Origin of the sequence: Sphingomonas glacialis (genome assembly GCF_006439055.1) — a bacterium.
Classification (GTDB): Bacteria; Pseudomonadota; Alphaproteobacteria; order Sphingomonadales; family Sphingomonadaceae; genus Sphingomonas; species Sphingomonas glacialis_A.
Genome location: NZ_RCZC01000003.1, coordinates 465,500 through 478,670, shown reverse-complemented (window position 1 = coordinate 478,670; position 13,171 = coordinate 465,500). Strand labels below are relative to the sequence as shown.

General features: G+C 69.3%; 12 protein-coding genes and 1 riboswitch. Of the genes, 8 read left to right on the top strand and 4 right to left on the bottom strand.

What is annotated here, in order from left to right; genetic code table 11:
• The first annotated feature begins 57 nt into the window (after nucleotides 1-57).
• On the top strand, nucleotides 58-2,709 hold the full coding sequence (locus tag EAH76_RS14055) for a TonB-dependent receptor (RefSeq protein ID WP_194151005.1): 2,652 nt from the start codon (nucleotides 58-60) through the stop codon (nucleotides 2,707-2,709).
• Nucleotides 2,710-2,800: 91 nt separating this feature from the next.
• On the opposite strand, the gene EAH76_RS14050 is transcribed toward EAH76_RS14055, so the two are convergent.
• Complete coding sequence (locus tag EAH76_RS14050) at nucleotides 2,801-3,478, bottom strand: response regulator transcription factor (protein ID WP_140850887.1); 678 nt, start codon at nucleotides 3,476-3,478, stop codon at nucleotides 2,801-2,803.
• A 168-nt stretch (nucleotides 3,479-3,646) separates the two neighbouring features.
• Nucleotides 3,647-3,834, top strand: a riboswitch (cobalamin riboswitch).
• Between the two features lie 137 nt (nucleotides 3,835-3,971).
• On the opposite strand from EAH76_RS14050, the gene EAH76_RS14045 reads away from it, so the two are divergent.
• From EAH76_RS14045 to cobS, 6 genes are read left to right on the top strand one after another with little or no spacing between them, the layout of a single operon-like run.
• Nucleotides 3,972-5,966, top strand: a complete 1,995-nt coding sequence (locus EAH76_RS14045; protein WP_140850886.1) for a TonB-dependent receptor plug domain-containing protein — start codon at nucleotides 3,972-3,974, stop codon at nucleotides 5,964-5,966.
• A 10-nt stretch (nucleotides 5,967-5,976) separates the two neighbouring features.
• Complete coding sequence (locus EAH76_RS14040; RefSeq protein ID WP_140850885.1) at nucleotides 5,977-6,531, top strand: hypothetical protein; 555 nt, start codon at nucleotides 5,977-5,979, stop codon at nucleotides 6,529-6,531.
• The gene (locus tag EAH76_RS14035) at nucleotides 6,528-6,935 is read left to right on the top strand and encodes a DUF1636 domain-containing protein (RefSeq protein ID WP_140850884.1); all 408 of its coding nucleotides are present in this window, start codon (nucleotides 6,528-6,530) and stop codon (nucleotides 6,933-6,935) included. Before EAH76_RS14040 ends, EAH76_RS14035 begins: the two co-directional genes overlap by 4 nt.
• Nucleotides 6,932-7,945, top strand: coding sequence for a nicotinate-nucleotide--dimethylbenzimidazole phosphoribosyltransferase (gene cobT / locus EAH76_RS14030; RefSeq protein WP_140850883.1), 1,014 nt, complete (start codon nucleotides 6,932-6,934; stop codon nucleotides 7,943-7,945). The genes EAH76_RS14035 and cobT overlap by 4 nt, the downstream gene beginning before the upstream one ends.
• A complete protein-coding gene (locus EAH76_RS14025) occupies nucleotides 7,942-8,511 on the top strand; it encodes a histidine phosphatase family protein (protein WP_140850882.1) in 570 nt (189 codons plus the stop codon). Before cobT ends, EAH76_RS14025 begins: the two co-directional genes overlap by 4 nt.
• Nucleotides 8,508-9,218 carry an adenosylcobinamide-GDP ribazoletransferase gene (gene cobS, locus EAH76_RS14020; RefSeq protein WP_140850881.1) on the top strand — a complete coding sequence of 237 codons (711 nt, stop codon included), beginning with the start codon at nucleotides 8,508-8,510 and terminating at the stop codon, nucleotides 9,216-9,218. Before EAH76_RS14025 ends, cobS begins: the two co-directional genes overlap by 4 nt.
• Here the strand turns inward: cobS and EAH76_RS14015 are convergent.
• From EAH76_RS14015 to EAH76_RS14005, 3 genes are read right to left on the bottom strand one after another with little or no spacing between them, the layout of a single operon-like run.
• A complete protein-coding gene (locus EAH76_RS14015) occupies nucleotides 9,186-10,655 on the bottom strand; it encodes a cobyric acid synthase (RefSeq protein ID WP_140850880.1) in 1,470 nt (489 codons plus the stop codon). The genes cobS and EAH76_RS14015 overlap by 33 nt on opposite strands.
• Entirely contained in the window at nucleotides 10,643-11,581 is a 939-nt protein-coding gene (cbiB, locus tag EAH76_RS14010) for an adenosylcobinamide-phosphate synthase CbiB (protein ID WP_241659696.1), read from the bottom strand. The genes EAH76_RS14015 and cbiB overlap by 13 nt, the downstream gene beginning before the upstream one ends.
• The gene (locus EAH76_RS14005; protein WP_140850878.1) at nucleotides 11,574-12,560 is read right to left on the bottom strand and encodes an aminotransferase class I/II-fold pyridoxal phosphate-dependent enzyme; all 987 of its coding nucleotides are present in this window, start codon (nucleotides 12,558-12,560) and stop codon (nucleotides 11,574-11,576) included. Before EAH76_RS14005 ends, cbiB begins: the two co-directional genes overlap by 8 nt.
• Before the next feature lie 83 nt (nucleotides 12,561-12,643).
• Here EAH76_RS14005 and cobU point away from each other — a divergent pair, with 83 nt between their 5' ends.
• Nucleotides 12,644-13,165 (top strand): bifunctional adenosylcobinamide kinase/adenosylcobinamide-phosphate guanylyltransferase, encoded by a 522-nt coding sequence (gene cobU / locus EAH76_RS14000; RefSeq protein WP_194151004.1) that lies wholly within the window; start codon nucleotides 12,644-12,646, stop codon nucleotides 13,163-13,165.
• The last annotated feature ends 6 nt before the right edge of the window (nucleotides 13,166-13,171 follow it).

Below are 13,171 nucleotides of genomic sequence, written 5' to 3'. Positions count from 1 at the left end.
GCCGCTAGCCGAGCCGGACCGGGGCTAAACGGCCCGACTGGTTCAGGGGATATCACAATGATTGTTCGTTCGGGCTTCCGCCTGCAGCTGCTCATGGGCGGCGCGCTTATCGCTCTCACCGCTTCGCCAGCCCTGGCGCAGACCGCTCCGGCCAACGACGCTGCGGTCACCGCGCCGGTTGCCGACACGCAGGCAGCCACGCCCGCCGCAGCCCCCGAAGAGCAGGGCGCCGGCATCGGCGACATCGTCGTCACCGCGACCCGCCGCGAAACCAACCTGCAGAAGACGCCGATCTCGATCAGCGTGCTCAGCGCACAGGGCATCGCCGATCGCCACGTGCTCAGCCTGTTCAACCTCGCCGACGGCTCGATCCCGTCGCTCCGCGTCGCGACCTTCGAGGCGCGCCAGTCGGCACTGACGATCGGTATCCGCGGCATCGTCCCCTACGATCAGAACCAGACTGCGCGTGACGGCGGCGTCGGCGTCTATATCGACGGCGTCGCCCTCGGTAAGACCCAGGGCCTCAACTCGGCACTGTTCGACATCGAGCGCATCGAAGTGCTCAAGGGCCCGCAGGGCACCCTGTTCGGCCGCAATACCGAAGGCGGCGCGCTGTCGCTCGTCTCGAAGGCACCGACCGGCGTGTTCGGCGGCCGCGTGAGCGCCGGCATCGGGAACTATGGCAGCCGCACCACCGACCTCCACCTCGATCTGCCGAGCTTCTACAACATCTCGCTGAAGTTCGACGGTGTGTATCAGCACCAGGATCCGACGGTGAAGAACCCGCTCCAGGGTTCGACCGGCTGGAACTATTACGATCGCAAGGGCGGCCGCGCCGCTGCCCGCTGGCAGCCGATCGACGGCTTCACCGCCGACTTCGCCTATGACTATGCGAAGGACGAGAATAGCCCGAACTATAGCCAGCTGCTCAACTACAACCCCGGCAACCTGCCGGTCGGCTCGTACACCAGCGCCGCCGGCGTGCTCGGCACGTCGCTCTTCCTGCCGGGCACCAACACCGCGTGCGGCGGCACCGTCACGGTCGCTCAGGCAGCCGCCGGTCGCGTTGGCTGCGTCGCCCCCAAGGCGCCGCTCGTCGGGGTTCATCCCGAGCGTCAGACGGTCGCCGATGTCGGCGTTCCGCAGCAGCCGAGCGTCGACATCACGCACGGCTTCTCGGCGAATCTGAAGTACAAGGTCGCACCGTGGATCGAGCTGCGCTCGATCACCGCATGGCGCGGCGTCAAGACCGACCAGTGGGACAATTCCGGCGGCCCAGAGCGCAGCTCGTTCTCCCCGTTCGTCGCGAACACCGCCAACCCGACAGCGCTCAACACGACCGGCACGTTCAGCCGCTACAGCCTGTCGTTCCTCAAGCAGAACCAGTTCAGCCAGGAATTCCAGGCGGTCGGCAGCGTGCCGCAGTTCGACTATGTCGTCGGCGCCTATTACTATACCGAGCAGGCCAGCGAATATGCGGCGACCCCGCTGACCAACCAGTGGAACTCGACCGGCACCGCCTACACGGTCCGCAGCCCGATCCCGGGCAATTCGAGCGCGATCACCGGCGCGAACTCGGGCTATCAGCGCTATGACGCGTCGTGCAACAACACGCTCGCCACGACCGTGCCGCAGTTCGCCAACAGCTGCCAGTTCATCACCCGCGCCAGTGCTGCGACCGACCACAACTATTCGGTCTTCGGCAATCTGACCTTCTCGCCCGAAGCGCTGGGCAACGTCCTGCACGTCACCGCCGGGGGCCGCTGGACCAAGGACGATCGTCACGGCAGCCTGTATGTCGTCAACAACGCTGCCCAGGCGTTCACCTTCAAGAACAGCATCAGCCGCTTCGACCCGATGTTCAACATCGCGTTCGACGCGACGAGCGACATCCACCTCTACGCAAAGTATGCGACGGGCTTCCGCGCCGGTGGCGCGAACGACCGCTCGCTGCAGTTCAATGCCTTCGGTCCGGAATCGGTCAAGTCGTACGAAATCGGCGCCAAGGCCGACTTCTGGAACCACCGCGCGCGCTTCAACGTCGCGGGCTACATCATGGATCGTAGCAACACCCAGTTCGACTTCGACTATTTCGACACCAACGGGTCGAGCCCGACAAACGGTAGCCATATCGAGCAGACCACCAATGCCGGCAACTCGAAGATCCGCGGTATCGAGGCCGATCTGACGGTCAAGCCGATCCCCGAACTGACGCTGACCGGTTCGTACGCCTACACCTATTGGAAGGCGCCTTCGGCAGTGAATCCGCTGACCCCGGGTGCTCCGGCACAGCAGCTCTACATCGTCTACACCCCGACCAACGCGGCATCGGCCTCGCTCGATTATGTCATGCCGATCCGTGTCGGTGACGCGAGCGTCCGCCTCCATCTCGACGGCAACTATGCGAGCAGCCAGTACAGCTTCCAGCTCGAGAACACCAAGACCGACGCCAGCTTCGTGATGAACGGCCGCCTCGCGCTCGCCGACATCGCGGTGAGCGATCACAACAAGGTCACCGTCTCGGTCTGGGCGCGCAACCTGCTCGACACGACCTACGTCTATCGCCGCTCGTCGGCGAACTCGGTGCCGGTCCAGAACTATAGCGCAACCGGCGCGCTGGTTTCGACCAGCTACGGCGGCATCCTCGGCGACTATGGCAACTTCAACCCGCCGCGCACCTACGGCTTCGAGCTCTCCGCCAAGTTCTGATCGCTCAGGGCTAGGCTGAACGACCCGGTCCGAGCATCGCTCGGGCCGGGTTTTTCTTTACCGCGCGTCCTTCGAAAGCGCGACCGCCCGCTCAGCCGTGCTCGACCAGCATATAGCCGACACCGCGGATCGTCTCGATCGGGTCGGGCTCGCCGCCTGCATTCAAATGCGCGCGCAAGCGGCGAATATAGGATTCGACGACGTTGGTCGCGGGCTCGCCGTCGTAGCGCCAGACATTGCGGTAGAACATGTCGCGCGTGACGATCGCGTTCTTGTTGCGGACAAGCTCGCACAGCATCTGGAATTCGAGCTTGGGCAAAGCGAGCGTCCGCCCGCCCCGCACCGCGCGATATTTGATCTCGTTGACCTCGATGTCGCCCGCCCGCATCACGCCGTGCCCGCCGGTCCGCGCCGCACGCCGCTGGATCGCGCGCAGCCGCGCATCGATCTCGATCGCGGCGACCGGCTTGACGAGATAATCGTCAGCGCCCGCATCGAGCCCGGCGATCCGGTCGGGAAGATCGCCATGCACGCTCAGCATGACGACGATCAAGTCGAGCCCTCGCTCGCGCAACGCCTGCGTGATCTCGACCCCGCCGACATAGGGCAGGATCAGTTCGAGCAGCACCGCGCCGAACGTCTCCTGGGTCGCCAGGGTAAGCGCGGTGCGGCCATCGCCCGCCACCACCGCCTCATGCGCCAAGGCGCGCAGCGCATCGGCGAGCTGTTGCGCGGCGCGCGCATCGGGATCGGCAATCAGGAGACGCACATCAGACTCCCGCTCGAAGGGTCATTGCCTGCGCCCAGACTAGCACCGAACGACCAGAAAATGCACCGGTCGCATAGCGCCACCACTCACAGCGCGCGAGCGGCACAGCTCGCGCGGGGCCGCGCCCGTCGCTGACCCAGGTGATTGACCGCTATCTGCCCCAGCGCTACGCGGCGTGTTGCGACAGGTTCCCCGGCGACGGGGATGAAAAGGGAACGGGAAAACCCCGGCTGCCCCTGCAACTGTAAGCGGCGAGTTGCCCGACCACATGCCATTGGGACCTTCGGGTTCTGAGAAGGCGGCCGGAACAGCGTTGACCCGTGAGCCAGGAGACCTGCCCGTCGCAGTCGTCTTTCGACCGGCCAGGGTGCGCCGAGCGAACGGGGAAGACCCCCGCGTGACGACATCGCCGACCTGCGTCGTGCAGGCGGGATGGTTCGCGCCCTCCCCCTTCGCGATTCAGGTCTCCGATCGTCTGAAAGCGGGGACTGCCATGAAACGATTCTACCCACCGACCTCCGGACTGCTGCTCGGCCTGCTCTTCGCAAGCCCGGCCTATGCCGACGCGCCGGCCAAGCCCGACGACGCCCAGCAGGCGGCGCGCCCCGATGCCGCGAGCGACGTGCCGACCAATTCGGCGAGCGACATCGTCGTCACCGCGACGCGCGTACCGACCGCGATCGAGCGGGTCGCCGCCTCCGTCACGGTGCTCGACAAGGCCGCGATCGATCGCAGCCAGGACATCGGCGTCACCGAGCTGCTGGTGCGCACCCCCGGCGTCAGCATGGCACGCAACGGCGGCTATGGCACCAACACCTCGCTCCGCCTCCGCGGCGCCGAGACCGACCAGACCGTCGTCGTGATCGACGGGGTCAAGCTCAACGATCCGTCCTCGCCGGGCGGCGGCTATAATTTCGCCAACCTGCTCACCGGCGACGCCAGCCGGATCGAAGTGCTGCGCGGCCCGCAATCGATCCTGTGGGGCAGCCAGGCGATCGGCGGCGTCGTCAACATCGTCACTGCGCTGCCGCAAAAGCCGCTCGAAGGCAGCTTCGACATCGAGGCGGGGTCGCGCGAGACGGTCAGCGCGCGCGCCGCGATCGGCGGGAAGACCGGGCCCCTGACCTTCCGCGTCGGCGCGCAAAGCTTCACCACCGCCGGCATCTCGGCCATCGCGCCGGCGTTCGGCGGCACGGAGACCGACGGCTATACCAACCAGAGCGTCACCGGCCGCGCCGAACTCCAGCTGGCGGACGGGATCAGCGCCGATGTCCGCGGCTATTACGCGCACGGCCGCGTCGAGCTCGATGGCTTCGACGCCGATTCCTCGGACTTTTCGGTCGATACACAGTTCGTCGGCTATGCCGGGCTCAACGTCGATCTGTTCGGCGGGCGGCTGCGCAATCGTGTCGCCTATAGCTATACCGACATCCAGCGCGACAATTACAGCCCCGAGCTGCCGCAACCGCTGACCTTCGACGCGAACGGCCGCAACGCGCGGATCGAATATCAGGGCAGCCTCGGCATCGCGACCGGCTGGGACGCGGTATTCGGCGTCGAACGCGAGATTTCGCGCTTCCGCACCGTCTCGCCCGACGGCACGCTCGGCACGCCGACCCCTGCGCCCGATACGGCACGCGCCGCGCTGACCGGCGTCTATGCCAAGCTCACCGCGACGGTGTTCGACGGGCTGACGCTCAGCGGCGGGGTGCGCAACGACGATCATAGCCGCTTCGGCAGCAAGACGCTGTTCGAGGCAGGCGGGGTTTGGGCGCTGCGCAGCGGTACGACGCTACGCGCCAGCTATGGCGAGGGGTTCAAGGCGCCGACGCTGTACCAGCTCTTCTCCGAATATGGGAACCAGACGCTCCGGCCCGAACAGGCCAAGGGCTGGGAAGCCGGGGTCGAACAGCATCTGTTCGCCGGCGCGCTGACGCTGGGCGGCACCTATTTCGAGCGCCGCTCGACCAATCTGATCGATTTCGCCAGCTGCCCCGACGTGCCGACGACGGCATTGTGCTTCCAGCCCGGCACGGCGATCGCGCGCTACGGCTATTACGCCAACGTGTCGCGCGCGCTTGCCCAGGGCGTCGAGGCACAAGGCGCGCTGCGCCTGGGGCAGCGCCTGCTGCTCGATGGCAATTACACCTATTCGCTGTCGGAAGACCGGTCGCCGGGCGCGACCTACGGCCTGCAACTCGCGCGGCGCCCGCGCAATGCGGCGAATGGGTCGGTCACCTATACGCTGCCGAGCGGGATCTCGGGCGGCGTCGCGGTGCGCTGGTCGGGCGAGACCTTCAACGACGCAGCGCACGCGACGCGGCTTGCGCCCTACACGCTGGTCGACCTGCGCGCCGAGCTGCCGGTGACCAAGCGTGTCGCGCTTTTCGGGCGGATCGAGAACCTGTTCGACGAGCAATATCAGACGATCTATCGCTACGGCACGCTCGGCCGCAGCGTCTATGCCGGCTTCCGTGGCCGGTTTTGAGGAGACGATGATGACGAACGCAACCCGGACGCACCAGGCCGACCTCCTGTGGATCCTGCTCTTCACGATCGCGAGCACGCTCACCACGCTGATCTTCGCCTGCGCCACCCCGTTCCCCGCGCTCGCCGCGCTGGCGGCGGTGCATCTCGATCGCCGCGACGGTGTGTTGCTGATGCTCGCCGCCTGGGCAGTGAGCCAGGCAATCGGCTTTTGCGCGCTGGGCTATCCGTGGGACGCGGCGACCGCGCTGACCGGCGTCGCGATCGGCACCGCTGCGGTTGCGGGGACGATCGTCGCCAGCGTGGTCGACACCTATGTCCCGGCACGCTCGACGCTCGCGCGGCTCGCGATCGCCTATGTCGCGGCGTTCGCGACGTTCAAGCTCGGCATCCTGTTCTGGGCGCCGGTGATCGGCCATGCCGATGTGGCGCTGTCGCTGCCGATCCTCGAGCGCCAGTTCGTGCGCTACGCCGTCATCCTTGCCGTCTTCTACGCGCTGTACCGCCTGCTCACCGCAATGGGCGTGCCCGCCCCCGACGCCGCGCCGCGCACGGTGCTCGCATGAACCTGCGCGAAGTCGCCGACGGTCCCGCCGTCGTTGCCTGCAACACCTGCCGCTTCTCCGCCGATCAACGCGATGACGGAGACGGGATACGCGGCGGCGCGCGCCTCGTCGAGGCGTTGCGCGCGATCCAGGCCGAGCCCGGCTATGACGGCGTCGCAGTGCAGGAAATGCCGTGCCTGTTCGCGTGCCAGGATTTCTGCACGGTGCATCTGCGCGCGCCGGGCAAGGTCGGCTATGTGCTCGGCCGCTTCGAGCCGAGCGAAGAGGCCGCACGCGCGATCCTCGATTATGCGCTTCTCTATGCCGAGAGCGAGGCGGGCCAAGTGGCCTATCGCAGCTGGCCCGCGGGGGTGAAGGGCCATTTCATCACGCGCACGCCGCCCGCCGGCTTCGTCGTCGAATGAGCGCGTTCGCGTCGGTCGCCGCGTTCGAGACCGCGCTTGCCGCGCTGCCCGGCCCCGATCGCACCGCGCTGGCCGAGGCGGCCGAACGGCAGGGCCAGCTGACCAAGCCGCCCGGCTCGCTCGGGCGGCTTGAGGACGTGGCGGTGTTCATCGCCGGATGGCAGGGCGTGGGCGTTCCCCGCATCGACCATGGCCGCGTCGCGGTGTTCGCGGGCAATCACGGGATCGTCGCGCACGGCGTCAGCGCCTTTCCGGCGGCGGTCACCGTCGAAATGGTCCGCAATTTCCAGAAGGGCGGCGCTGCGATCAACGCCTTGGCGGCGGCCGCGGGGCTCGAGCTCGTCGTCGTCCCGCTCGAGCTCGACCGCCCGACCGCCGACTTTACGACTTCGCCCGCAATGACCGCCGAGGAATGTCTCGCCGCGCTCAATGCCGGCGCGGCGGTCGTGAGCGAGGGCGTCGATCTGCTCGTGCTCGGGGAAATGGGGATCGGCAATTCGACCGCGGCGGCGGCGCTGTGCGCGCGCAGCTTCGGCGGCAGTGTGACGGACTGGGTCGGGCCAGGGACTGGGGTCGATGCGGCAGGCGTTGCACGCAAGGTGGCGGTGGTCGAGGCCGCGCTCGCCTGCCACGCCGATGCGCCGCAGACACCGTTCGAAACGCTGCGCCGCGTCGGCGGGCGCGAGATCGCGGCGATTGCCGGCGCGGTCGTCGCCGCGCGGCAGGCGGGCGTGGTCGTGGTGCTCGATGGCTTCATCTGCAGCGCGGCCCTCGCCCCGCTCGCCGCGGCACATCCCGCGATCGCCGATCACTGCATCGCCGGGCATTGCTCGGCCGAGCCGGGCCATGCGCGCTTGCTCGCAAAGCTCGGGCTCGCGCCGCTGCTGAGCCTCGGCATGCGGCTCGGCGAAGCGAGCGGTGCGGCGGTTGCAGCGGGCGTGATCCGCGCCGCGCTCGCCGCGCATGCCGAGATGGCGACCTTTGCCGAAGCCGGCGTCTCGGCCGCGTGAGCGCGCCGGTCCTGCTCCATCTGCTGCGCCACGGCGCGCCCGAACTTGCGGGCACGCTGCTCGGCCGGACCGACAGCGCGGTGACCGCGCAGGGCCTGGCCGATTGCGTCAGCCGCGCCGCCGGGCTCGATGTCGCAGCGATCGTCAGCTCGGATCTGATCCGGGCGCGCGCCTGCGCCGAGACGATCGCGCAGGACCGCGGGCGCGGCGTGACGATCGACCCGCGCTGGCGCGAGCTCGATTTCGGCGCGTGGGACGGGCACGCGCCGGCGACGATCGATCCCGCGGCGCTCTCCGCCTTCTGGGATGACCCCGATGCCAACCCGCCGCCCGCGGGCGAGCGCTGGTCGAGCCTGACGGCGCGCGTCGCGCTGGCGTGTCGCGACCTTACCGTGCCGACCCTGGTCGTGACGCACGCCGGCGCGATGCGCGCCGCGCTCGCCACTCTGTGCTGCTTCTCGCAAGCGCAGACCTGGTCGATCGACCTGCCCTACGCTGCCCTGCTGACGCTGCGCGTGTGGCGCGAACCGAGCGTTGCCGCGCAGATCGTCGGACTCGCGACATGAAGCGGCTGATCGTCGCGTTCGGCTTCCTGACGCGGCTGCCGATGCCGCAGGTCCCCGCCGACGCGGGCGATTTTGCCGCGGCGATCCGCGCTTACCCGATCGTCGGGCTGGCAATCGGCGCACTCATTGCGGGGAGCGGCTGGGCGGGAAGCCAGATCGGCCCCTGGGTGGGCGCGCTCGCCGCGCTGATCGCCTGGGTCGCCGTTACCGGGGCGCTGCATCTCGATGGTCTCGGCGATCTCGCCGATGGGCTCGGCGCGGCGCATGGCGACCGGACGCGGCTGCTTGCGGTGATGGCCGATCCGCATATCGGCAGCTTCGGCGTCGTCACGATCGGGCTGCAGATGCTTGCGAAGCTCGTCCTGCTCCACGCGCTCGCCGGTCTTGCCTGGTGGCCCGTCATCCTCGTGCCGTTCGCCGCCCGGATCGGACCACTCGCCTGGGCGCGCTGGCTGCCGCCGCTGCGCGACGGGCTCGGCGCGCGCGTCGCTACCGCGGTGCGACCGCGCGATCTGATCGGCTGGGCGCTGGTGCTCGCCGCCGCGACGACCGTGCTACCCGCTTTGCTCGTCGCACCGGTGCTGGTGCTCGGCTTCGCCCTGTGGCTGCGCTGGCGCGTCGGCGGGGTGAGCGGCGATTGCCACGGCGCGGGGATCGAACTGGTCGAGACCGGCCTATTGCTCGCGATCGTCGCGTGCCGTCTGTGACAGCGCGATAAGCGCGTCCATGTCGACATGCCGCTCGAGCGTCGCGGCGATCGCATCGAGCGCGGCGTCGATCGACGCGCTATGATCTGGTCCGGCGCCATCGACACCGATCCGCGCGAGCCACGCCGCGCGCTGGCGCGCATCGCCGAGCAGGCCGTGGACATAGCTGCCGCACACCAGCCCGTCGGCGCTCATCGCGCCTTCGGCGCGGCCATCGCTGAAGTGCCCGACGGGGCGCTCGGTATCAGGCCCGGTGGTGCGGCCCATGTGGATCTCATAGCCGTCGAACGCCGCACCCAGCGCCGTCCCGCAAGCCGCGCCGACCGTCTTTGCCAGCCCGATCTCGGTCGCAACGTCGAGCAGACCGAGCCCGGCAACCGAGCCGACCGGCCCCTCGATCCCATGCGGGTCCGACACCACGCGCCCGAGCATCTGATACCCGCCGCACAGCCCGAGCACCGGCCGTCCGCGCCGATGGTGCGCGAGGATGTCGATATCCCACCCCTGCGCGCGCAAGAACGCGAGATCGGCGATCGTCGCCTTCGATCCGGCAAGCACGATCAGCGCGGCATCGGGGATCGGCTGGCCGGGCGGCACCATCACCAGTTCGATATCGGGCTCGAGCCGCAAGGGATCGAGATCGTCGAAATTGGCGATCCGCGCGGTGATCGGGCACGCGATGACGATCCGCCCGTCGCCCCCAACGCTGCGGCGTTCGAGCACCACCGCATCCTCGCTCGGCAAGCGCACCGCTTCGGGCAGCCACGGCACGACACCGAACCCGCGCCACCCGCTGCGCGCCTCGATCGCGCGATAGCCATCGTCGAACAGCGCGGGATCGCCGCGAAACTTGTTGACCAGGAAGCCGTGGATCATCGCCGCATCGGCGGGATCGATCACGGCGCGCGTCCCCACCAGCGAGGCGATCACCCCGCCACGATCGATATCGCCGACCAGCACCACCGGCACGCCGGCGGCACGCGCGAACCCCATATTGGCGATGTCGCCGCTGCGCAGGTTGATCTCGGCCGGGCTCCCCGCGCCCTCGATCACGACGATATCGGACTGCGCGCGCAGGCGCCGATAGCTGGCGAGCACGTCGTCGAGCAACCCGGCGCGCCCTTCGCGCCAGTTCGCCGCAGCCAGCGTCCCGCGCACCTGGCCGTGGACAATCAGCTGTGAGGTGCGGTCGCCCTGCGGCTTGAGCAGCACCGGGTTCATGTCGACATGCGGCGCGACGCGCGCGGCGATCGCCTGCGTCGCTTGCGCCCGGCCGATCTCGCCGCCGTCGGTAGTGACCGCGGCATTGTTCGACATATTCTGCGGCTTGAAGGGGCGGACGACGAGGCCGCGATTGGCGAGCGCACGACACAGGCCGGCGACCAGCACCGACTTGCCGACGTCCGACCCCGTCCCCTGAAGCATTACAGCGCCCATGCGACGCCCCCTGCCACGATCCACAGCAGCGCGCACCCCCGGCGATAGACGCCGAGCGCGCGGCGGATCTCGCCCGCGCCGATCGCCACCGCCCCGGTGCCGATCCACGGCTTGTCGGCAACAACGCCATCATAGGCGATCGGCCCGGCGAGCCGGACGCCGAGCACACCCGCCATCGCCGCCTCGGGCCAGCCGGCATTGGGCGAGGCATGCTTGCCCGCGTCCCGCCAAAGCGTGCCCCAGCCGCCACCGCCGACCACGCACAGGATCACCCCGGCGAGCCGGGCGGGCACGAGGTTCGCGACGTCATCGCTGCGCGCCGCCGCCCAGCCGAACATCCGCCAGCGCGGCTCACGGTGGCCGATCATGCTGTCGGCGGTGTTGAGCGCCTTGTAGATCCACAGCCCCGGCAGGCCGCCCAGCAGCAGCCAGAAGAACGGCGCGACCACGCCGTCGCAAAAGCTCTCGGCGAGACTCTCGATCGCGGCGCGTGCGACGTCGGACTCGTCTAGCGTAGCGGTATCGCGCCCGACGATCATCGCCACCGCGCTCCGCGCCGCGGGAAGATCGCCCGCTTCTAGCGCAGCCGCGACGGGACGGACATGATCGTCGAGGCTACGCTGCGCCAGCCCCGGCCAGGCGAGCACCGCGATCCCGATCCACGCCCAACCGCCCAAAGCGATGCGGAGTAGGAGCGTCAGCCCCCAGGCGACCGCGCCGACCAGGCATACCAACACCAGCACAGTAAAAATCCCGGCAATCCAGCGCGCGCGGGGCGTCCGGACCACGCCGTTCCAGCGCGCCTCGCACGCCCCGATCAACCGCGCGAACCAGCCAACCGGATGCCCGATCCGCGCATACAGTCCGCCCGGCCAGCCAAGCAGCGCATCGAGCGCCAGCGCGCCGAGCGCAACCGGCTCAACCACCGCCGAGCGAACGATCGAGTCGCGCGAGGGCGTCGGCGCTCCCCGGCAGGCCGATCCGCAGCCAGTCGGGCGCATAATCGAATGGGCGCGTGAGGATTCCCGCCGCTGCCAACCGCTCGAACAGCAGCCCCGCGTCGGGCATCTCGACCAGGCGAAACAGCGGGCAATCGCCCCGTGGCGCAAGCCCGTGCCGCCGCAGTACCTCGTCTAGCGCTGCCGCTTGCGCCGCAACGCGGATCCGCGTCGCGCCTTGCCACGCGACGTCGCGATACGCCGCAATGCCGATCTCGATCGCGGCGGACGAGACCGGCCAGCTCCCGAGCCGCTCGCGATAGCGCGCGACGATCGCTTCGGGCCCGCAAACGAAACCGAGCCGCACGCCGGCCAGCCCGTAAAACTTCCCGAACGAGCGGAACACGAGCACCCGGTCGTCCGCGTCCAGCAGCGGCAATACGCTCGCCCCCGCGACGCAATCGGCGAACGCCTCGTCGATCACCAGCCAACCGCCATCCGCAGCGCGCGACCGGGTGAGCGCGAGCAGCGTTTCGGGCGCGAGCAGCCGCCCGTCGGGATTGTTGGGATTGGCGAGCAAGGCGCTGCGCCATTCCGCCCCCGCTAGCGCGTCGCCCGCGACCGGCGTCGCGTTGGGGAACGCCGCAGCGTGCGAGCCATAGCTCGGCGCGACGACACAGGCCGGCCCCGGCAGTCCCATCGTCGCAAGCAGGCGCAGCCCGATCTCGCTCCCCGGCACCGCCGCGATGGCGCCGCACGTCATGCCGAACGCCGCCGCCGCCGCATCCTCGAGCGCCGCCAGGCGGCTCGGCGAGGGCAACGCATACGGATCCCCCTCCGCCAGCGCCGCGGGATTATAGCCGTTCGGGTTGATCCCGGTCGACAGATCGAGCCACGGCACCGGCGCCGCCGGATAGCGCGCCGCCGCGGCATCGATGCGCCCGCCATGGATCGTCAGTGCGGACACGGCTCTAGCTCTCGACTTGCGGCATGGCTTTTGCCATCGCCAATCCGCTTGCCGCGCGCAAGCCCGCGATAAGGATGCCGCCAATGCCCGCGATCACGAAAAGCCTGTTGGTGCTCGGCGGTGCGCGCTCGGGCAAGAGCCGTCACGCCCAGGCGATCGCCGAGGCGAGCGGCGGCGCGCTCGTCTTCATCGCCACCGCGCAGGCCTTTGACGGCGAAATGACCGACCGCATCGCGCGCCACCGCGCCGACCGCGACGCGCGCTGGCGGACGGTCGAGGCACCGCTCGACCTGCCCGCGGCGATCACCGCTGCCGACCGGCCGGGCGCGACCTTGCTCGTCGATTGCCTGACGCTCTGGGCGTCGAACCTACTGCTCGCCGAGGCCGATACCGATGCCGCCGCGGACGCGCTCGTCGCCACGCTCGCGCGGATCGGGGCGCCGATCGTGCTGGTCTCGAACGAGGTGGGCTTCGGAATCGTGCCCGACAATGCGCTCGCCCGCCGCTTCCGCGACATCGCCGGCCTGCTCAACCAGCGCGTCGCGGCGGCGGTATCGCAGGTCGACTTCGTGATCGCCGGGCTACCGCAACGGCTGAAAGGTTAGCCGGCA

Bases quoted from the DNA above. Each gene is read 5' to 3' on its own strand.
- EAH76_RS14045 (WP_140850886.1), top strand. From the start codon at position 3,972: ATGAAACGATTCTACCCACCGACCTCCGGACTGCTGCTCGGCCTGCTC.
- EAH76_RS14055 (WP_194151005.1), top strand. From the start codon at position 58: ATGATTGTTCGTTCGGGCTTCCGCCTGCAGCTGCTCATGGGCGGCGCG.
- cobT (WP_140850883.1), top strand. From the start codon at position 6,932: ATGAGCGCGTTCGCGTCGGTCGCCGCGTTCGAGACCGCGCTTGCCGCG.
- cobS (WP_140850881.1), top strand. From the start codon at position 8,508: ATGAAGCGGCTGATCGTCGCGTTCGGCTTCCTGACGCGGCTGCCGATG.
- EAH76_RS14015 (WP_140850880.1), bottom strand. From the start codon at position 10,655: ATGGGCGCTGTAATGCTTCAGGGGACGGGGTCGGACGTCGGCAAGTCG.
- EAH76_RS14035 (WP_140850884.1), top strand. From the start codon at position 6,528: ATGAACCTGCGCGAAGTCGCCGACGGTCCCGCCGTCGTTGCCTGCAAC.
- EAH76_RS14040 (WP_140850885.1), top strand. From the start codon at position 5,977: ATGACGAACGCAACCCGGACGCACCAGGCCGACCTCCTGTGGATCCTG.
- cobU (WP_194151004.1), top strand. From the start codon at position 12,644: ATGCCCGCGATCACGAAAAGCCTGTTGGTGCTCGGCGGTGCGCGCTCG.